Raw genomic sequence first — 20,091 nt, forward strand, 5'->3', positions numbered from 1 at the left:
GCTCAGAGCGGGACGGGCGCCAGGTCTTCGGAGCGCACGGCGCGCCAGCGCCGCGCGGTGTCGAGGGTCGACGGGCGGATCGAGTCCGCGTCGCACACCACGGCGAGCCCCCGGTCGCCGAGGAACCGCGCCAGATCCTGCTGGTGGGCGTCGACGTGCTCGCCGTGGTCGACCGAGCGCGGGGCGAGCACCGGCACCTTTCCGGCGGAGAGCGCGGCCAGCGCGGTGCCCGTGCCGGCGTGCCCGATCACGACGTCCGCCTGCCGCAGCGCCGCGCCGAGCTCGCTCGACGGCAGCGACGCGACGGCATCGAGGGGGAGGTCCGACACGTCCGTCGCGCCGACCTGCCACAGCGTGTCGACGTCGCCGTCGAGATCGTCGAGCGCCGCGCGGGCACCGTCGACGAGCCGGCGGTACCCGAAGTCGCCGTTGCCGCCGACCGTGACCACGGCCCGGCGGATCGGTGCGGGGTCGTCGACGGGTTCGACGCGGAAGCCGTCGAAGACCGACAGCGCGTACCGCCAGCGGGCGTTGACCGCGTGCGGGTACTGCACGTACCGGTCGACCCACGGCACCCGCTCCATCACCTTGCCCGTCGCCGAGATGCCGGTGACACGCGTGGCGCTCTCGATGTAGGTGAACGGCAGACGTCGCGCCGACGCGGGTACGAGGGCCGACAGGGCGATCTGGGCGCCGGTGCTGATGACGCGGTCCACCTTGTGGTGCTTCATCGCCCGCAGGGCGATGCCCGTGTCGCGCATGACACCGGCGTAGTCGCGCGGCGGCCGGGTGGGCACGTGGTAGACGGTCTGTCCCTCGAGCAGCGACCGGCTCTGCGCGGTGTCGTCGGTCAGCCACACGACGTCGTCGCCGTCGGCGACACGCGGTGCGAGCATGGTGAGTTGTGTGAGGTGGCCGCCCGAGATCGCGACGAGGAGCGTGGTCATGGTGCGGCCTCCACCAGGGTGTTCCAGGCGATCTCGGCGATGACCTGCTGGCCCGCCACCGACGGGTGGAAGTGGTCGATCGCCGAGATCTCCGCGGGTGAGAACTCGTAGTCGAAGACGGCGCCGCCGTCCGAGGTGCAGGCGCTGTCGGCCGCGCACACCTCGGCGATGACCGCGTTGAGCTCGACCGTGCGGGTGGCGACCGCGTCGCGTCGCTCGGTGGCGGCCGCGTCGGTCGCGGCGGCGTCGCCCAGCAGGTTGCTGCACGACGGGCTGCTGTCCCAGATCTGCCGGGTGCCCTCGTCGTCGCGTCCGACCTCCCACAGGTGGTACAGGTCCGGTATCGACAGCGCGAGCACGCGCGCGTCGGGGAGGCCCTCGCTGAGCGCGGCCAGCAGCGCGGTGTACGACGCGCGGAAGTCGTCGACGCTCGTCATGCCGTCGACATCGGCATCGCACACGTCGTTGCCGCCGAGCAGCACGAGCACGAGCTGAGGCTGGGCGGCGATCACCTCGTCGACGCGGGCGACCGCGTCGGCCACGGTGCCGCCGTCCTTCGCCGAGTTGACCGTGTCGGGAACGGTGCCCGACGCCGCACCGACGCGCATCGCGATCGAGCCGACGGCGGGGTCGTCTCCGGTGGCCCAGCTCGCCGCCATGCAGCGGCCGGGCTCGTCGCAGGCGTTCACCCCGAGCGTCATCGAGTCTCCGAGGGCGCCGATCGTCGTGACGTCCCCGATCCCGGGACTCGTCTCCAGATCCGCCAGGTCGACCGGCTCCGGCACGGGTGCCGCCGCGCAGGCGGTGAGCACCCCGAGGAGCAGTCCGATCGTCACGATCGTCGCTGTGCGTCTTCTGGTCATGCCATCACCCGGCTCGTGTCGTCGCGGTTCCAGGTCGACGTGCGCGCGCGGGCGATGTCGCGGCGGGCGAGCACGTTCGGAAGCGTCCAGCTCACGCAGTAGACGGCGAAGGGCACCCACAGACCCGGTCGTCCCGCGACCCGCCGCGCCAGTCCGCCGCGAGTACCCGCCGTCGGCCGTGCGGCGTCCTCGTGCTGCACACGGTCGGGCAGCTCGCGGTTGCCGCGTGCGATGCGCACGGAGCGGCGCAGGTGCGCGCGCATGTCGGCGGCGGAGCGCACGCTGAACGAGTGGTCGGCGAGCGTCGCGCGCTCGGCGGGCGCGAACAGCTGCTGCACGAACCGGTCGTCGGCGATGACATCGGGCCACGCGTCGAACCGCGCGCGGCCCGCCCGCGTCATGGCGTACACCCCCGACCCGATGTGGCCGCGGCGGCGGTAGTCGCTGAGCTCCCAGATGCGGTAGTGCTGGCGCACCGGCCACGACGCGGCGGAGGTGTCGACGTGCAGCCGGGGAGATGCGACCTCGACGCCGGGCTCGTCGAGCGCATCAGCGAGGGCCAGCAGCGTATCGGGGTCGATCAGGACATCCGCGTCGACATACGCGCGTGGAAAGACGGATGCCGCGTCATCGCCGGCCTGCAGAGCCGCGATCTTGGACGCGCGAGACGTCTCCACCACCTGCACACCGTCGTACGCGCGTGCCCGCTCCACGGTGTCGTCCGTGCAGCCGTTGGCGGCGACGACGATCTCGAACTCGTCCCGCCGGCTCGAGGCGCACAGCGCGCCCAGCACGCGGTCGATCACCGCGCCCTCGTCGTGGGCCGGAATGACGACGCTCAGCCGCGCGGTCACCGCACGACCTCCGCGCTCGATGCCGGCTCCGGGCTCGATATCGGCTCCGCCGTCCATGCCGGCTTGGGCGCAGACGCCTTGCGCGAGCCCTCGGTGTACACCCACGCAGCGACCGCGAGCAGCATCATGTGCACGAGGAACGACTGGAAGAACCCGAAAGCGTCGAAGAAGAAGAGCGCCGCGCTGTACCCCGCCATCGAGACCGCGACGGCGAACGCGAGCAGCGCGTGCCGGGGCTCGGCAGCCCAGCGCAGGGCGTAGACGAGGAGCATGACGACCGGCGCGAGCATGAAGATCGCGTAGCCGATGACGCCGAGCGCGCCCGCCTCCATCAGGATGCCGAGCACCTGGTTGTCGAGGATGAACGAGTTCGCGTCATCGCCGACGACGATGCGGCTGCCGTACCCCTGCCCGAAGAAGGGGAACTGCCGCACTTCGACGAACGCGGGTTCCAGATCGGCGAGGCGTCCGGCGCCCGTCATGCCCGCCGATGTGTACTGCGACGCGATGAGCGTGTCGACGTCGAGGAACGACAGCAGCATGGATTCGACCTGCGCCGGCACGACGAACATCGCGAGCAGCATCCCCGGCACCGCGAAGGCGAGCAGCAGCAGCGCGACCTTGGGCCGCAGCACCAGCGCGATCAGGAACATGACGCCCATCACGACGACGGCCGTGCGCGAGATGGCGGCGATGATGCCGCCGAACACGAGGAAGGTGCCGATGCCGTAGGCGATGCGCCGGTTCCAGATGTTGCGCGGCCAGATCGCGTACTTGGCGAGGTAGATGAGGATCGGCAGGAACATGCAGAGCATGACAGCGAGGGCGATCGGATGCTGCGCCGAACCGTACGCGCGATTCACGCCGGCCCGCGTGGCGTCGCCGCCGTCGTCCCGCAGCACGATCAGCGGCAGGAAGTTCGCGAGCATGAGGAACACGTTGGTGCGCGCCACCCGCTCGAGGACGGCGAAGAAGGCGACGATCACGGCCATCCACGAGAGCACCATGAGGAAGCCCATGACCATGCGCTCGCTCGTGAGCATCTGGCGCACCGAGTAGAACACCGACAGCAGGACGCCGAGCTGGAAGAAGCCCGACAGCGAGGTGTTCGCCAGCCCCAGGTTCGCGAGGCGCATGCCGTTCACGATGAACGAGACGAGCAGGGTCGCCAGGAAGATGCCGATCGGCCAGCCGAACGCGACGGGCCGCCACCGACGGGACCGGTCGAACAGGAATGCGAGCCCGAGCGCGAAGATCGCGATGAAGATCATGAGGCGGTAGGCCTCGAGCGCGAACGGCAGCGGGATGGGCAGCGCGTAGCGCCGGGCCGGAATGAACATGACGGTCGCTGCGAGCAGGAACAGCAGCGCCGGCCAGGTGAACAGGATGCGGCGCAGCAGCACGATGAGAGCGATGCCCAGCAGTGCCGCCCCCATGGCGATAGGCGGGAGGAAGACCACCCCGGCGATTACGACCGCGGCGAAGAGGATCGCGATCCCGGCGACGGTGGCCCAGTGGGGCCGTGCTCCGTCGCCGGGCGCGATCTCGGCGGTCGGCGCGTCGGTCTCGTCCGCGGGTGCGTGCGCGGTGCGGGTCGACATGTCGGTGCTCCGAGGAGGGCCGTCGCCTACGCGGTCTCGTCCTCGCGGGCGGCTCGACCGGATCGGCGCGACGGCGGTCCTGCGCCGACCAGCTCGCCGACCTCGACCTCGGGCGCGATGTCGTCGGCGCTCTCCGCAGGCATGGCGGGCGCAGCATCCGTCTCGTCGGCCGGCTCTTCCGCTGCCGCGGCAGCCTTCTCGGCGCGAGCGGCTTTGCGCTTGGCCGATCGGGAGCGCAGGCCGGCGATGATGAACACCAGCACGACGAACGCGAGGAAGACGCCCACGAAGGTGACGACGACCGGGATCGCGGGGTTGGACGAGTCGCCCTCGACCGCGGGGCTCGCGCCGATCGGCTCGAGCTGCACGCGCAGCTCGGGCGCGAGCTGCTGCTCGTCCTGCTGGGTCACGACATAGGTCGTGAAGGCTGCCGCCGCGGCGCGCGAGATCTCTTCGGCGCGGTCGGCGGTCTCGGCGGTTCCGACGGCTTCGAGCACCGGCAGGCTGAGACGGCCTGGGAAGCGCTCGTCGCCCGTCGGCTGCGTCGTGCGGCGCAGCGCGGTGATCGACTCGGTCTCGTCGTCGAGCGGGCCGATCTCGGCCTCGACGGCGTCCTGGATCATGTCGCCCGACAGGATGTACGCGTACACGAGAGCGGTCGAGGCCAGGTCGATGACCTGCGGCTCGGATGTGCCTTGTTGGATCGGCACGCCCGGCACCTCGGCTTGGTACAGCCGGTCGGCCGGACTCGTGACCAGCATCGTGGTCGCGGCCGACCAGGTCTGCTGAGCTCTCGACACGACCTGACCGTCGACGATCGCGAAGCCGGCGAAGAACGCGGCCACCGCGGCGACGAGGGCGCCGAACATCAGCACCCACTTGTAGTTCCACAGCACTTGCAGGTACTTCGGAGTCTCCATCAGACACCTCTCTCCGTGTGCTTCCGGACGCAGACCGCCCGAAACCCCCCAGCACGCCATCGGGCCGTCCGCGTCGCACACACCGGATCCCAGATACGCAGGTGGTGCGACAAGACTTGCTCTGCCATCGTCGCGCCGGATTGTTAACGGCGCCCTGTGCCTTTGTTGCACGGTTGTAAAGACTGGGCGACATTCGACGGCCCGGGTTGTGCCCGTCCGGAGGGCTCCCACAGAGTGATGAGCGAGAGCCCGGCACGGCTCCTATGGAGGCGGGCCTTCGTCCTGGGGGGAGGTGGCGTTCTGGCAGTCCTGTACAGCTTCCCGCATGCGCTCGGAGCCCCCGGCATCGGCTGGACCGCGTGGAACCAGGCGAACGAACTCGTTCGCGCCGGCGTCGACGTGCACATCGTCGCGGCCTCCATGGCCAAGCCGGTCGAAGGGGCGGCGTCCGTGCGGACGACCCTCGCCTTCCGGGGCCGGCGCGTGCCCCACCGCCTGCTCGGACGCGACCGCGCCCTGCGCTATCACGACGCCGTCGCGGCGGGTCTCGTCGGGCGGCTGCTGAGCGCTGACAGCGGCGATGTCGTGCACGCGTGGCCGCTCGCGTCGGTCCGCACGCTGCAGGCGGCGCGTCAGCTCGGTATCCCGGGCGTGCGCGAGGTGCCCAACACCCATACCGCACACGCGTACGAGGTCGTCGCGCGCGAGTACGCGTCCCTCGGTCTCGAGCCGCGTCGCGGCGAGAGCCACACCGCCGACCCGCGCCGGCTTGCCACCGAAGAGAGCGAGTACACGGCGGCGGCCGCGCTGCTCGTGCCGAGCGAAGCGGTCGCCGAGACATTCCTGGCGCGCGGGTTCGACGACGCCCGGCTGCTCCGACATCGCTACGGGTGCACGGTGAGCGCACCGCCCGCCCGCGACGGCGACGGGCCGTTCACCGCCGTGTTCCTCGGCCGGGGCACCCCGCGAAAGGGACTGCACACGGCGCTGCAGGCGTGGACGGCGTCGAAGGCGGCCGACGAGGGCCGGTTCCTCATATACGGCCGGCTCGACGAGGACTACGCCGCGCATCTGGCGCCCCTGCTCGCGCACCCGAGCGTCGAGGTGAGGGGCGTCACCTCCGAGCCGATGCGCGCGCTGGCCTCGGCCGACGTGATGATGCTCCCGACCGTCGAGGAGGGCAGCGCCCTCGTGACGTACGAGGCGCAGGTGGCCGGGTGCGTCCCGCTCGTCTCGCTCGCCGCGGGTGCGGTGATCGACGAGGGCGTCACCGGGATGACGCACGAGGTCGGCGACGTCGAAGTGCTGACGGCGCAGCTCGACCTGCTGATCGAGCGCCCGGAGGTGCTCGCCGGCCTGTCGAGCGCCGCGATGGCACGGGCCGACCAGCTCAGCTGGGCGGCGGCGACCCAGGCGACGCGGGCGGCGTACCGCGAGGCCGCGCGCCTGGTGAGGGGAACGACCGATGCCGCGGCCTGAGGACGTGACCCTCGCCATCTGCACGCGCGAGCGGCCCGAGATGCTCGCCGCGGCGCTCGCCTCGTTCACGGCGGTGACGCCGCCGGGCGTGCAGATCCTCGTCGTCGATTCGGCGTCGACGACGCCCGCGACGTGGGAGGTCGCCGGCGCGGCGGGCGTCGACTACGTGCGCAGCGACATCAAGGGGCTCTCGATCGCCCGCAACCTCGCCCTCGAGACGAGCCGGCGGCCGATCGTCGTGTTCACCGACGACGACTGCGCCGCGGTCGAGGGCTGGATGGCGCCGATCCTCGCAGACTTCGACGATCCGGCCGTCGGCGCGGTGACGGGACGGATGCTGGACCACACCCTGGTAGGCACACAGCAGGCGCCGCCGCCCCGGCGCTTCACCCGCACGATCGAGGGCATCGATGCCGGCCACGGCGCGATCATGGCGTTCCGGCGCGAGCAGCTCGTCGCACTCGGCGGTTTCGACCCGGTGCTGGGCGCGGGGCGGCGCTTGGCGGGCGCCGAGGATCTCGACATGTTCTGCCGCGTGCTCGACGACGGCGCGCACATCGTCTACGACCCGTCGTGCGTCGTGCACCACGTGCACACGCGAGCCGACGACGCGTACACGCAGCTGCACCATGGCTACGGGCTCGGACTCGGCGCGCTCACCGCGAAGTGGGTGCGGCTGCGGGCACGAGTGGGGGTGCGCCTGTTCGCGGTGGTCGCGAAGCGCACCCTGTCGCGCGCGGTGCACAACCGGCGCGAGCATCGGCGTCGGGATGCCGACCTCGCTCTGTTCCGCGGATTCCTCGGCGGGTTCTTCACCGCCGTGCGCTTCGCGCTCGACGGGCGTCTCTTCGTCGACGACGACCCGCCGGCGCCGATCACCCTCGGCGTCGCGACGCACGGAGGAGAGCAATGACCGCGCACCCCGAACTCGCCCGCCGGGCGCAGCTGATCAGCTCGCTCGACGAGAAGTACGTCTCGAACGCGGTCACGTTCGCCGCGATGCACGCCGCCGGCACGATGATCGTCGACGGCGGGCCGCTGCGCGCGCCCGACGGCACCCTCGACCGCACCGCGATCCGCCGGCGCGTCGAGCGCCTCAGCTGGTTCGCGCCGGCGATGCGGCAGCGGCTCGTGTCCACGCCGCTGCGCCTGACGACGCCGGCGTGGGTGCCCGTGACGAGCCTCGACCTCGACTACCACGTGCGGTTCGCCGACGACATCGAGCCCGACGACCCGACCCGCGTCGAGCGGTTCACGGGACGCCTGAGCCCGACGATGGACCCGTCGCGGCCGCTGTGGGACTTCGAGTTCGTCGAGCTCGACACCGGGCGCGTGGCGATCGTCATGCGCTACCACCACGTGGTGGGCGACGCGATGTACGGGCTGCGCATCGGCGATGTGATCGCCGGCACGACGCCGGCGCCCGAGCCGCCTGAGCCGGGCGAGGCGGAGTACGACGAGCTCGGCGTCGCGCCCCGCAACGGCTTCGAGGTGCTCGCGATCGCGTTCGCGCAGTGGCGCGAGCGCAATCCCGGCGTGCGGCAGGCGTGGCGGGCGTACTGGCGCAAGTCGTTCCGCATGCGGCTCCGGCGCTGGGGCGGGCGGATGCTGCGCCCGGTCAAGAACGCGCGCATCGCGCGCACAGGTCTCCTCGTCGGCGTGCGGGAGGGCCGCAGCTCGGCCTACGAGGTCGCGGACCTCGCCGCCGCCACGCGCCGGGCGTACAAGCTCGGCGGCACCGTCAACGACCTGGTCACGGCCGCCACTCTGCTCGCGATGGCGCGTCAGCGCCCCGACGCCGAGACGCTGTCGATCCTCGTGCCGATCTCGCGACGCGGGGCCGGTGACGGCGGGGTGCGCAACGACATCAGCGTCGTGAAGGTGTCGGTCGCAGCATCCGCTCCGCTGGAAGAGATCGTGCCGAGCGTGCGGGCCCAGGTTCAGGCGGCGGTCGAGTCCGGCGGCTCGGTGGTCGAGGGCGCCGAGGACTGGGTGGGCTATGCCACCTCGGTGACGTGGGGCCGCGACGAGCGGTTCTTCGGCACGGCTCCGGTCGAGACGGTCACCGGGTGGCCGGCGGGCGACCCGCGCGACGAGGTCGCGTGCCTGGCCTGTTCGTACCGCCGCGAGCTCGTGATCAGCGTGACCGCGCGCTCTTCGGTCGACCTTCCCGCGCTCATGGCGACCTATCGCGAGCTGCTTGCGCCGGCACCCGTGCCGGTGGGGACGGATGCTGCGGGGGCGGCGCGATGAGCCGCCTCCGGGGCGCGCTCGGGTCGGTGCTCGACCCCCGCACGCTGCTGCACGGGCTGCGTCTCGCACACTTCCACGGTTACTCGTTCGTGCGGCAGGTGCCGCTGATCCGGATGGGGCCGGACGTCTCGATGGCACCGAACGTGTCGTTCCGCAACGGCGAGCGCATCTCGATCGGCGCGGGCACCCATATCGGTGAGTTCAGCCTCATCTGGGCGGGCAACGAGACCGGTCGCATCGAGATCGGCGAGAAGTGCCTGTTCGCGCCGCACGTGATGGTGACGGCGTCGAACTACGGCGTCGAGATGGGCCCGGTCCCGATCATGGACCAGCCCAAGATCGAGCGCGATGTGGTGATCGGCGCGGGTGCCTGGCTGGGTGCGAATGTGGTGGTTCTGGCGGGCGTGACGATCGGCGAGGGCGCCGTGGTCGCGGCCGGGGCAGTGGTGACGAAGGACGTTCCGGCGTTCTCGATCGTCGGAGGGGTTCCGGCGCGGGTCATCGGCGAGAGGCCTTCGGGTCAAGAAGAGGGAGAGAGCCGTGGGGATGCTCAGAAGGAGAGAGTCGGATAGGGGGATGCGCGTCGCGGGGCTCGCGGTGGGGACCGCGGTCGTGGCGTCGCTGCTGGGCGGTGGAATCGCCACGGCCTCGTTCGCCGCCGGCGACGAGGCGGGCGTGTACACCGTCAGCTTCCGGTCGACGGAGGGGTTGGATGCTGCGCTCTCGGGTATCGCGGCACAGCCCGACGCCGTCTACGACAGCGTGGTGAAGGGCTTCACCGGCTATCTCACCGCCGACGAGGTCGCCCTCCTCCGGGTGTCGTCGACCGTGCGGGGCATCTCGTCGAACAAGGTGGTGACCGGCGCCGCGCAGACGGTGCCGCCCGCCGTGGGCACGGTGGAGGCCGATCTGCCGCCGACGAGCGCCACCTCGGCGGGCGTGTGGGACGGCCCCGGGCTCGCGATCATCGACTCCGGCGTGAGCGTGCACACCGACCTCAACGTCGCCCGGCAGATCAACTGCTTCGGCAGCGGCGACGGCACCGACGCGAACGGTCACGGCACGGGCGTCGCGGGCGCCGCAGCAGCGATCAACAACACCGTGGGGCTCGTCGGCATCGCCCCGGGAGCGCCGATCACGTCGGTACGTGTGCTCGACAGCAAGATGCAGGGCACGTCGGCGACCCTGATGTGCGGACTCGAGTGGGTCATGGAGAACCACGAGCGCTACGACATCGCCGTGATGAACATGAGCATGCAGTTCGGCCAGTCCGACGACGGCAACTGCGGGTACACGAACGGCGACGTCATCCACCAGGCGATCTGCGCCCTCGTCGAGGACGGCGTCGTCGTCGTCGCGGCGGCCGGCAACTCGACACGAGACCTGGCGCAGTACTCGCCGGGCAACTTCGACGAGGTCATCACGGTCACCAACGTGGCTGACTACGACGGCAAGCCCGGGTCGCGCGGCACGAAGCCCTGCACCGAGTCGTCGGCCCCGGCGGACGACACGATCAACCCGAAGAGCAATTGGGCGGTGAGCGCGGCTGACCGCGCGCACACGATCGCGGCGCCGGGCACGTGCCCGTACACGACCAAGAAGGGCAACCGGTACGGCTACATCGCGTCAGGAACGAGCATGTCTGCCGCGGTGATGTCGGGCGTCGTGCTCGCCTGCTTCGCCGAGGGCACGTGCGAGGGGCGCACTCCGCGCGAGGTGTTCCAGATCCTCGAGGGTCAGGCGCAGGCGGCGGCCACGACGCGCGGCAAGCGCTTCGCGGGCGACCCGCTCAGCCCGATCTCGGGCCGGCACTCCGGTTGGCTCGCGTCGACCGTGCCGACGGGCACCACCCCGACGCCGACGCCGACGCCGACGCCGACTCCGACGCCGACTCCGACGCCGACGCCGACCCCGACGCCGACGCCCACTCCGACGCCCACTCCGACGCCCGATACGCAGGCGCCGACGGCGACGATCACCGCGCCGGCATCGGGATCGACGGTCTCGGGCAGCGTGACGGTGCGGGTCACGGCCTCCGACAACGTGGCGGTCACCGGGGTGACGCTGTGGTCGGGCACGACGAAGCTCGGCACGCTGGCGAAGCAGTCCGACGGGTCGTGGGCCGGCACCCTGCCGTCGAGCAGCTATCCGAACGCGACCTACCCCGTGCGCGCACGTGCGGTGGACGCCGCGGGTAACACGGGTGACAGTCCGACGATCTCGCTGACGCTCCGCAACTGACGAGCGGGTCCCCGCTCGTTGAGCGGAGGGCGCTCGGGCGCCGAGCACGCGCTCTCCGGGCGCCCGTGCCGTAGGGGACTGGCAAAATGGACCAGTGACCGACACTCCGTTGCCTGAAGCCGCCCTCGCCTTCCTCCGACAGCCGAACCCCGCCGTCATGGCGACGGTCACGGCGAAGGGCCGTCCCGTATCGGTGGCGACCTGGTATCTGATCGAAGACGACGGGCTGCTCATGCTCTGCATGAACGCAGACCGCGCGCGCCTGAAGCACCTGCAGAACAACGGCCACGTGTCGTTGACCGTGCTCGCACGGGATGACTTCGGGACGCACCTGTCTGTCCAGGGGCACGTCGTGTCGATCAGGCCCGATGAGGGACTCGCAGACATCGATCGACTCTCGAGGCATTTCCTCGGCAAGGACTACCCCGCCAGGGAGAGCCCGCTCGTGACGGTCCACGTGGCGATCGACCGATGGTTCGGCTGGTCCGGAGGGCGTCAGTCGCACTACTGAAACCGATTCGCGACCAAAGCCCCCATCCCCGGCGCGTTTCGACTCGCTCGTTCCTCGCTCGCTCAACGAGGGAGGGAGGATCCCACCCCCGAGCCCGGGGGTCAGCGGTTCTGCTCGAGCTGGCGCTTCTCGATCTCGGCGTCCAGCACATCGCCGGGCGTCGCGGCGTCTTCCAGCAGCACGGCCTCGTACGCCTGCGTCCCTGCCGCCGTCGCGTCGTCGTCGGTCGGCGCCTCCTCCGTCTTCTCCGCCCGCGCTTTGGGCTTGCGCATCTGCTTCACGAAGCCCATGATCTGGGCCACGTCCCGCCGGTACGCCGGGATCAGCAGCAGCGGGCCGAGCACGATCGCCCCCGCGACGCCGCCCACGAGGATCTCGAGAATCGGGATGACCTCCACGGCGCGGGTCGCCGCGAACGCGGCCCCGAAAGCGAGCAGCGCGAACACCAGCGGGCGCAGCACCGGGAAGACGATGTCGCTGCCGCGCACGAAGGTGCCGCGGATCGCGAACGCGAACCCCGGGATGAGGAGCAGGGCCGACAGGATGCCGTAGGTCAGGGCGAGCCCGTAGATCCCGCCCCACCAGATCCCGACGAAGAAGCCCACGACCACGAGCGGTCTCGCGACGAGGTCGTAGAGCAGCTGCTGGTGCGAGCGCCCCATCGTGATGAAGAGCCAGCCGCGCACCTTGCCGATGCCCTGGGCGATGCCGGCGATGGCGAGGATGCTGAACAGCACGGCGGCCTGTTCCCAGCCGGGGCCGAGGAGGATCGCGAACAGCGGCTCTGAGATCGTCGCGAGGATCGCGTAGGTGGGGAGCGTCAGGTACCCGATGACCAGCAGGGCGCCTCGGATGTAGCGGCGGTAACGGTCGCCGTCGTCCTGCAGTTTGCTGAGCACGGGGAGGGCGACCCGGCCGATGGGTCCGTTCAGCTGCTGCAGCGGCATGAGGAACAGCGCATACGCGCGCGAGTACTGGCCGAGCACGGCGGGTCCGAGCTGCTGGCCGATGATGACGGTGTCGGCGTTGCGCTCGACGTAGTTGAGCAGCTCGGCGCCGAAGATGCTGCCGCCCCGCGACACGAGCGGAACGACGTCGCGGTGTATGCGCGGCCAGCCCGGGTGCGGCTTGATCGCCACCCACAGCATCACGAGCCGCACGACGAGTCCGGTGCCGACCATGAGGATGAGCGCCCAGTATCCCCAGCCGAGCAGGCCGCCGGTGATCGCCGCCGCGACCCCGCCCACCATCGACACGACGTCGATGCGGGCGAGCAGCGCGAACTTCAGCTCGCGCGTGGCGCGGGCCTGCAGGGGCATGGTGAGCCCGTTGACGATGAGGCTCGGCGCGATGACCAGCGTGATCAGCACGAGCTGGGGCTCGTTGTACAGGTCGGCGATCAGCGGTGCGCATGCCGCCAGAATTCCGCCCAGCAGCACGCCGAGCCCGAGCGCGAGCCAGAAGAGACTTCGCCAGGCCCGCTCCGAGATCTCCCGCGCCTGGATGATCGCACCCGTGAGCCCGAAGTCGCGGACGAGGTCGATGATGCCCGAGATCGCCGTGACCATCGCGACGAGACCGAAGTCCTCGGGACTGAGGAGGCGCCCGAGCAGCATGATCGCGGCCATCTGGATGAGGGTCTTGCCCCACATCCCGCCCATGGTCACGACGATGCCCCGCGAGGCGCGGTGGGCGAGGTTCGTATCCACATTCACGGCGTCACGACCAGATCTGCGCGAGGTACGCGTCGGTGGGGGCCGGCGTCAGCTCATCGAACTCCGCAGCGCCCCACTGCTCGAGCGACAGGTCGGCGGTGAAGGCCCCGTCGTTCGCGGGGCGCCCAGTAGACGACACGCGCGTGTTGCGCACGGTGCCCCACGTCGATTCGTAGATCGAACCGAACACGTACGAGTCGTAGGCATGCAGCTGCCCGGGCTCGCCGGAACCGTTGATCGCCTGGTTGATCGTCGGCGGCTCGGTGCCGTCCGGCTGCGAGTACCGCACACGCACCGCGGTCGCTTGCGAGGTGAGCACGCTGTGATCAACGGTCACGAACGGGGTTCCTTTGCGGGGATCGGATGCTGGAGACCCGCCGATCTGCAGAGCGCAGTTGCGCGACCCGAAGAAAGTGGAATCGCGCACCGTGAGACCGCGGTACCAGCCGCTGCCGTACATCTGGAGCGTGTCGAGGTGATCGGTCGCCCCCACCGGCCGGAAGACGGGTGCGACGTAGCAACCTTCGAACACGCTCTTGTCGAGTGTGGAGCCCGCGCCGGCGGCGTAGCCGAGCGGGTCCGCGATGCCCGTGCGCGGATCGAGTACCACGATCTCGTACGCGCCGCAGTTCTCGGTGACGGCGTTGTACGAGGAGGCGATGCTGAAGCCCGTCGTGAAGCGCGACTGCGCCCAGGCGCTGCGCGTGCCGTTGGTGAGCAGCATCCGGTCGCCGTTGATGCGCGCGAAAGTGACGCCGTGCACGTCACGCAGTCGCGCCGGCGCAGAGATGGTGACGCTGCCCCAGCCCTCGAGCGGTGAGATCAGCACGTTCTGGCCCCAGTTCGCGTTGCCCATGCCGCGCAGCACCGGCGTCGAGCCGCTCGACGACCCGTTGCCCGGAAGCGTCCCCGGCCGCACCCGGATGTGCACCCCGGCCGCCGCCTGCTCTGCCGTGACCGCGCGGATGGCCGCGCCGATGGCCGCCCACGTGCAGTCGACATCGACCGTATGCGCCGCGGCGGCGCCGATCCAGGGCGTGTGCGCGGGCCAGTGGGTGCCGTTGGGGCCGAACGAACGCACGACCGCGGGTCGCGTCTCGGCGAACCCGTCGATCACCGCGGTCTCGCCGGCGACGGCCTCGCCCGATTCGAACAGTGTGGCGCTCGCGACGCTGCCGTTCGGCAGCGGCTGCACGTTCGCCCGCACCCCGATGGTCGCCGAGGCCCCGGGTGCCAGCACGCCGACGGCGGTGGCCGTGCCGGTCGGGCTGATCGTGATCGTCCAGCCGTCGATCGGCTCGGCCTCGATCAGGGTGGTCGAACCGAGCGGCGTCAGCACCAGCATCACCTGGCTCGCGACGCTCGTGGGGGTGGGGTTCGCCACCTCGAAGGTGAGCAGCTGCTCACCGGTCGTCGTCACAGGTTCGACCGCGAGCGTCAGCGGCACCGGGCCGGCCGGCTCCTCACTCGCCACCGCGAGCGGGGTCTGCGCGGCGACCAGGATCACCGGCGTCGCCCACGCGCCTGCCCTGAGCACCGTTCGCCGGTTCAGCTCCATTCGCCGTGGCCCTCTCGCGTCATTTCCAGATCGACTTCAGGTACGCGACGGTGGGGGTGGGCACCAGCGCGTCGAACTGCGAGGCGCCCCACGAGTTCATCGAGCTGTCGTATGTCCACTTTCCCGAGGCGACCGGGTTGCGGGTGATCGCCTGATCGTACGAGACCTTCGTGTTCGAGACGGCCCCCCACTTGCTGCGGTACATCGAGCCGAAGATGTACGAGTCGTTGGCGTAGAGCTGGAAGTCCTCGCCGATGCCGTTGATCGCCTGCGCGAGCGAGGGCGTGTCGGCGCCCGAGGGCTTGGGGTAGCGCACGCGGATCGCGGTGGCCTGCGACGTGATGATGCTGTGGTCCACCGTGAGGAATCGCGTGCCCTTGTTGGGGTCGTCGCTGCGCATGCCGCCGATCTGCAGGGCGCAGTTGAGGGACCCGAAGAACGTCGTGTCGCGCACGGTGAGCCCCCGGTACCAGCCTGACCCGTACATCTGCAGGGTGTCGACGTGGTCGGTGGCGCCGGTGGGGCGGAACACCGGTGCGGAGTAGCATCCGTCCCACACGCTGTCGGTCATGACGGAGCCGGAGCCGGCGGCATAGCCGAGCGGGTCGGAGATGTCGGCCTTCACGTTGCTCATGACGATCTCGTAGGCGCCGCACTCGCGAGTGGTCGCCCCGTACGACGAGGCCATGCTGAGGCCGTCCGACATGACGGACTGCGCCCACGCGCTCCGCGTGCAGTTGGTCAGCAGCACGTCGACGCCGTTGATGCGGGCGAAGGTCACGCCGTACACCTCGCGCAGGCGCGCGGGCTCGGTGATGATGACCGTGCCCCAGCCGTCGCGTGGCGAGACGAGCACGTTCTTGCTCCACTCGGCGCTGCCGAGACCCTGCAGCACCGCTTTCGACCCCGACGAGGCGCCGAGGCCGGGGAGGGTTCCGGGTCGCACCTTGATGTGCACGCCGGCGGCGGCCTGCGATGCGGTCACGGCGAGCAGCGCCGTGCGGATCGCCGCCCACGTGCAGGCGACCTCGACGGTCGTCACGGCGTCGTTGATCCACGGCGTGTGGGCGGGCCAGTGGGTTCCGTTGGGTCCGAACGAGCGCACGACGGCCGGTCGGGCTCCGCCGACGATGGCCGCCGGTGCGCCGGTCGGTGCGACGGCGCTCGCGGAGGAGGAGGGGACGGATGCTGTCGCCGAAGGCCCGCCCGACGTCTGGGCCGGCGAGCACATGGCGGTGGCCGCGGCCGGCGCTGCGACGGCGAGGAGGCGAACGAAGGATCGGCGGCTGAACGGGCTGGTGGTCATGGCGTGGGCCTTCCGTCGGAGATGGAGAACGTTCCGGAGGACTGCGCGACGGTTCCCGAACGGCGGGCGGGCCACGCGAACAGCAGGTCGAGGGCAGGCAGTATGCGCAGCAGATGAACCATGACGACGCCGGCCCCGAGTCCGAACACGAACCCGACGGCGAGGGCGATCCAGGCGTTCCCGGTGAGGGCGCCGAGCGCGACGCCGGCGCTCGCCGGCCACCAGTGCACGATGTAGTAGACGAGCGAGTCGCGTCCGACGGCGCGGAGGGGACGCAGCATCCGCGCCGATCCGAACCGACGCGCGATGACGATGGCGATGCCGATGCCGCCGGCCGCGAACGGCGCCGACAGGGCGGTGTAGCGCAGGCCGACACCCACGGCCGCGGCGGCGACGGTGGCGAGGGCGAGCGCCGCGCACGCCCAGACCACCCAGCGGCGGGCGAGTGTGCGCTCGAGGGCGCCGACGTGCTGCGAGAACCACACGCCGATCATGAAGAACACGAGCAGCAGGAAGAACCGGCGCATGCCGAAGTCGGGCACGAGGGCTGCGGCGACGAGTGCCCCCGCGGCGATCCACAGCGGCGGCACGCGGGGAGTGACGAGCGCGATCATATAGAAGAGGAACAGGTCGTACAGGAACCACAGGTGCTCGACGGGGTCGTACAGCGGCAGCAGCAGGTCCCACGCGGTGACGGTGTGGTCGGTGACGCCGCCGACGATGCCTTCACGGATGCCGAATCCGTACAGCAGCGCGAGCGCGATGATCGACCACACGATGTAGGGCCAGAGCACACGGCGCACCTTGCCGGTGACGTAGGCGCGCGGGCCGCGGGCGAGCGAGCCGCCGACGAGCAGGCCCGAGAGGAACACCATGAGCGGCATCCGCACGGGGGAGAAGATCGTGTTGAGCACCCACGCGACCTCGGGTGCGCCGAGCGGGGAGGAACTCGCGAACAGGATGGCGTGGTTGAACACCACGAGGATGATCGACGTCCCGCGGAGGACGTCCATCCACTCGATGCGCGACTTCTCGACCGCTGCCATCTGGTGCCTTACGCGCCGGCCCGCTCAGGTTCTCCGTCGCCGGTTCAGCGCGATTCCGCCGACGATGGCTGCCGCGGCGGCGATGGTGGCGACGACGGTCCAGCCGATGGCTGCGCCGGTGGAGGCAAGCGCGCCGTCGGCAGCGGCTGACGTGGGGGTCGCCGCTGCCGACGGCACTGGCGTCGCCGAGGCCGTCGGCACAGGGGTCGTCGGAGAGGGAGTCGGCGACGCCGTCGGGGTGGGTGTGGGAGTCGGGGTGGGAGTGGGAGTCGGGGTGGGAGTGGGAGTCGGCGTCGGGGTGGGCGTCGGAGTCGGCGTGGGCGTCGGCGTGGGGCCGCAGCCGATGATGGTGATGAGCGGGCTCTTGTACGTGATGAGTCCGGTGGTCCACGACGGTTCTGCGTCGTCGGGAGCGGCGTAGCCGTACGCGATCGCCGAGGTGTGGTGGAGGTCGGCGCAGGGGTGCCCGGTGATCGTCACGTCGTGGGTGCGCACTTCGCCCGGCTCATAGCGGGTCGGCCCCCACGTGTACACCTTGCCGTCGGGGCCGTTGACGCGCGCGGCGCCCCAGGCCGGAACCGAGGATGCGTTGCGGGTGTAGACCGAGATCTCTGCGACCTTCGGCGAGGTGAACTCGATGACGACGCTGACGTCGCCGACCACATCGCTGCTCTCCGCCGATGCCGCGACGGCGGCGAGTGCCCCTCCGCCGAGGCCGAGGGTGATCGCGGCCGCCAGGATTGTGACTCGTCTGCCTCTGTACATGTGCTCCCCAAGCCCAAAGAGAACGCCCGGGGCCGCTTCCGTTCCGGCTCCGGGCGGCAGTGCCCCATCTGGGTGCCACGCTACGGCGATCCGGCGCGCGGGGGGTTACTTCCGCGTTTCGTGTCGGTTAAGCCCGGTGTTCAGGCGTTTGCGGTTCGGGGTGTCGCCGTAGTAGTGCCGCACGGACTCACGGGAGTCGATGACGAGGAGTGCGTAAAGGGTGACGGCCGCCGTCGCGACGAGGGCGGCGAGTGCGATGGCGACGGTGACGATGGCTCGGATCACGGTGGGGACGAGGCTCCGCAGGGGTACTGACGAGATGGGGGTGCGGGTCAAGCTTAGGCTCGCGGACGGGGCTCGTCGGATGGGCGCGCGCGTCGGCTGCGTGATGCGCGCGGTCGGGGGTTCTGTGCGGTCGTGGGTTCTGTGCGGTCGTGGGTTCTGTGCGGTCGTGGGTTCTGTGTGGTCGTGGGTTCTGTGTGGTCGTGGGTTCTGTGCGGCCGTGGGTACCGTGCGATCCCGGCTACCGTGCGATCGCGCGTGGGCAGCGATGACTGCGGTCGCGGAGATTGCGCCGGGGTTGGAGCGGCGGTGTGACGCGCCCGCGGCGCGGCGGTGTCAGGCGGCCAGGTCGAAGCGCGCGCGACCGCCGAGTTGCGGCGTGCGTTCGGGGTCGATGTGCGCGGGCGGCAGGAACCACACTTTCGCGCGGGTGCCAGTGCCTTCGATCTGTATGTCCCACCCGTTGTCGTGGATCCGATGGTGACAGGACTCGCAGAGGAGCACCCCGTTATCGAGATCGGTGGGCCCCGCATCTCTGGCCCACCATCTGATGTGGTGGGTCTTCGTGTGGGAGGGTGGTGCGCCGCACTTGGCGCAGCCGCCGTCGCGTTCGACGAGGGCGAGTTTCTGTGCCGGCGTGAAGAGCCGGCGGACGCGGCCCCAGTCGAGGATCTCGCCGTCGGCCCCGAGGACGCACGAGATGATCCCTCCGCCCGCAGCCATGCGCCGCGCGGTCGAGACCGAGATCGGTGCGGCGATGCCGTCGATGGTGGCGTGGCCGCTCCCGGCGACGAGGTCTTCGTGGTCGATCCGCACGACGACGGTCGCGCCCTGGAGCGGCAGATCCGTGTGCGCGCACCCGAGCGCGTGTTCGGCGAGGCGGGAGAGGGCGTCGGCTTGCATCTGCGGGACGCTGCGGCGCGCAGCATCCGTCGTGGCACCGGCACCATCGCGCTCGGCGCGCATCTCGGCGCCGACCATGGTCTCGATCGCGATCTTCACCGATGCGCCGTGCTCGGGGTCGAACTTGCCGTTGACGACGATCATGCCCCGGCGGTCTTCGTAGATGTGCAGAGCGCGCTCGGCGCGCAGCTCCTCTTCGCGGACCTCGACACCGGCCGGATCGAGCCGGGCTTCGGCGCGGCTGATGAGCCGCGCGAGTTGGTCGGAGGTGAGGCCGGGCGCCTTCTCGGCGAGCATCTTCTCAGCCTCGTCGGTTGCGTCCCGGCCGGCTCGCAACGCCACCTTGTCGAGCATGGTGATGATCGCACTGGATGCGGCAGCGCCGATGCGGCCGGCCGCGAGGGCTGCCGCGACATGCGGGTACCGCGCGGGAGCGGTTTCGCCGCTGAACGTCACGCGGGGTGCGGTGGCTTCGCCGACCTTGACGAGCCGCGCCGCTTCGCCGGCACTCGTTCCGCCGACCGTGGCGATCAGCGCGGTGGGGTTGCGAAACCCCTGCTGCTTGGCGAGCCCACCTGCGCCGAGCTCGGGTCGCGACTGCCGTGCGATCTCGGCGGCGACGCGCGCCCGCGCCGCGTCGAGAAGTCGCTGGCTGTCGGCAAGCTGTTCGTTGAGACGGATCAATGCTCCCGGCGCCAGCGCCTCGATGGCGTCCTCAGCCCACAGCGCGCGTGCGGAGTCCACCGCTGCGGCGAGGGGAGCGAGGGGGTCCGTCATGGGTCCACTCTACCGCAGTTGGGTGCGATTGTCGAATAAATCTACGAACAGGCCGCAGAGAATCAGGTGC

18 protein-coding genes are annotated in these 20,091 nt (G+C 70.8%); 6 read left to right on the forward strand and 12 right to left on the reverse strand.

Annotated features, from left to right (window positions below):
• Nucleotides 1–2: 2 nt before the first annotated feature.
• The 5 genes from MRBLWH3_RS06910 to MRBLWH3_RS06930 are packed head-to-tail and all read right to left on the reverse strand — an operon-like array spanning nucleotide 3 to nucleotide 5,185.
• A complete protein-coding gene (locus tag MRBLWH3_RS06910; protein WP_363429934.1) occupies nucleotides 3–947 on the reverse strand; it encodes a glycosyltransferase in 945 nt (314 codons plus the stop codon).
• On the reverse strand, nucleotides 944–1,810 hold the full coding sequence (locus tag MRBLWH3_RS06915; protein ID WP_363429936.1) for an SGNH/GDSL hydrolase family protein: 867 nt from the start codon (nucleotides 1,808–1,810) through the stop codon (nucleotides 944–946). The genes MRBLWH3_RS06910 and MRBLWH3_RS06915 overlap by 4 nt, the downstream gene beginning before the upstream one ends.
• Nucleotides 1,807–2,664, reverse strand: a complete 858-nt coding sequence (locus MRBLWH3_RS06920; protein ID WP_363429938.1) for a glycosyltransferase — start codon at nucleotides 2,662–2,664, stop codon at nucleotides 1,807–1,809. Before MRBLWH3_RS06920 ends, MRBLWH3_RS06915 begins: the two co-directional genes overlap by 4 nt.
• Entirely contained in the window at nucleotides 2,661–4,265 is a 1,605-nt protein-coding gene (locus tag MRBLWH3_RS06925) for an O-antigen ligase family protein (protein ID WP_363429940.1), read from the reverse strand. Before MRBLWH3_RS06925 ends, MRBLWH3_RS06920 begins: the two co-directional genes overlap by 4 nt.
• Before the next feature lie 26 nt (nucleotides 4,266–4,291).
• Complete coding sequence (locus MRBLWH3_RS06930) at nucleotides 4,292–5,185, reverse strand: hypothetical protein (protein ID WP_363429942.1); 894 nt, start codon at nucleotides 5,183–5,185, stop codon at nucleotides 4,292–4,294.
• Nucleotides 5,186–5,422: 237 nt separating this feature from the next.
• Between MRBLWH3_RS06930 and MRBLWH3_RS06935 the strand changes: the two genes are divergently transcribed.
• From MRBLWH3_RS06935 to MRBLWH3_RS06960, 6 genes are all read left to right on the forward strand, one after another.
• On the forward strand, nucleotides 5,423–6,664 hold the full coding sequence (locus MRBLWH3_RS06935; protein WP_363429944.1) for a glycosyltransferase family 4 protein: 1,242 nt from the start codon (nucleotides 5,423–5,425) through the stop codon (nucleotides 6,662–6,664).
• Nucleotides 6,651–7,577: a glycosyltransferase family 2 protein gene (locus tag MRBLWH3_RS06940; protein ID WP_363429946.1), complete on the forward strand. Its 927-nt coding sequence runs from the start codon at nucleotides 6,651–6,653 to the stop codon at nucleotides 7,575–7,577. Before MRBLWH3_RS06935 ends, MRBLWH3_RS06940 begins: the two co-directional genes overlap by 14 nt.
• Nucleotides 7,574–8,917 carry a wax ester/triacylglycerol synthase domain-containing protein gene (locus tag MRBLWH3_RS06945; protein WP_363429947.1) on the forward strand — a complete coding sequence of 448 codons (1,344 nt, stop codon included), beginning with the start codon at nucleotides 7,574–7,576 and terminating at the stop codon, nucleotides 8,915–8,917. The genes MRBLWH3_RS06940 and MRBLWH3_RS06945 overlap by 4 nt, the downstream gene beginning before the upstream one ends.
• A complete protein-coding gene (locus tag MRBLWH3_RS06950; protein WP_363429949.1) occupies nucleotides 8,914–9,489 on the forward strand; it encodes an acyltransferase in 576 nt (191 codons plus the stop codon). The genes MRBLWH3_RS06945 and MRBLWH3_RS06950 overlap by 4 nt, the downstream gene beginning before the upstream one ends.
• Before the next feature lie 4 nt (nucleotides 9,490–9,493).
• Complete coding sequence (locus MRBLWH3_RS06955) at nucleotides 9,494–11,158, forward strand: S8 family serine peptidase (RefSeq protein ID WP_363429951.1); 1,665 nt, start codon at nucleotides 9,494–9,496, stop codon at nucleotides 11,156–11,158.
• Nucleotides 11,159–11,252: 94 nt separating this feature from the next.
• Nucleotides 11,253–11,669: a pyridoxamine 5'-phosphate oxidase family protein gene (locus MRBLWH3_RS06960; protein WP_363427940.1), complete on the forward strand. Its 417-nt coding sequence runs from the start codon at nucleotides 11,253–11,255 to the stop codon at nucleotides 11,667–11,669.
• A gap of 101 nt (nucleotides 11,670–11,770) precedes the next feature.
• Here the strand turns inward: MRBLWH3_RS06960 and MRBLWH3_RS06965 are convergent, their stop codons facing one another.
• The 7 genes from MRBLWH3_RS06965 to MRBLWH3_RS06995 form a co-directional block, all read right to left on the reverse strand.
• Nucleotides 11,771–13,378 (reverse strand): lipopolysaccharide biosynthesis protein, encoded by a 1,608-nt coding sequence (locus MRBLWH3_RS06965; RefSeq protein ID WP_363429953.1) that lies wholly within the window; start codon nucleotides 13,376–13,378, stop codon nucleotides 11,771–11,773.
• Nucleotides 13,379–13,388: 10 nt separating this feature from the next.
• Nucleotides 13,389–14,921, reverse strand: coding sequence for a hypothetical protein (locus MRBLWH3_RS06970; RefSeq protein WP_363429955.1), 1,533 nt, complete (start codon nucleotides 14,919–14,921; stop codon nucleotides 13,389–13,391).
• Nucleotides 14,922–14,961: 40 nt separating this feature from the next.
• A complete protein-coding gene (locus MRBLWH3_RS06975) occupies nucleotides 14,962–16,248 on the reverse strand; it encodes a hypothetical protein (protein ID WP_363429957.1) in 1,287 nt (428 codons plus the stop codon).
• Nucleotides 16,245–17,294, reverse strand: a complete 1,050-nt coding sequence (locus tag MRBLWH3_RS06980) for an acyltransferase (protein WP_363429959.1) — start codon at nucleotides 17,292–17,294, stop codon at nucleotides 16,245–16,247. Before MRBLWH3_RS06980 ends, MRBLWH3_RS06975 begins: the two co-directional genes overlap by 4 nt.
• A 24-nt stretch (nucleotides 17,295–17,318) precedes the next feature.
• Nucleotides 17,319–18,059, reverse strand: a complete 741-nt coding sequence (locus MRBLWH3_RS06985) for a hypothetical protein (protein ID WP_363429961.1) — start codon at nucleotides 18,057–18,059, stop codon at nucleotides 17,319–17,321.
• 105 nt (nucleotides 18,060–18,164) lie between these two features.
• Nucleotides 18,165–18,344, reverse strand: coding sequence for a hypothetical protein (locus MRBLWH3_RS06990; RefSeq protein ID WP_363429963.1), 180 nt, complete (start codon nucleotides 18,342–18,344; stop codon nucleotides 18,165–18,167).
• Between the two features lie 333 nt (nucleotides 18,345–18,677).
• Nucleotides 18,678–20,021, reverse strand: coding sequence for an HNH endonuclease (locus MRBLWH3_RS06995; protein WP_363429965.1), 1,344 nt, complete (start codon nucleotides 20,019–20,021; stop codon nucleotides 18,678–18,680).
• Between the last annotated feature and the right edge of the window lie 70 nt (nucleotides 20,022–20,091).

It is taken from the genome of Microbacterium sp. LWH3-1.2, assembly GCF_040675855.1.
Classification (GTDB): Bacteria; Actinomycetota; Actinomycetes; order Actinomycetales; family Microbacteriaceae; genus Microbacterium.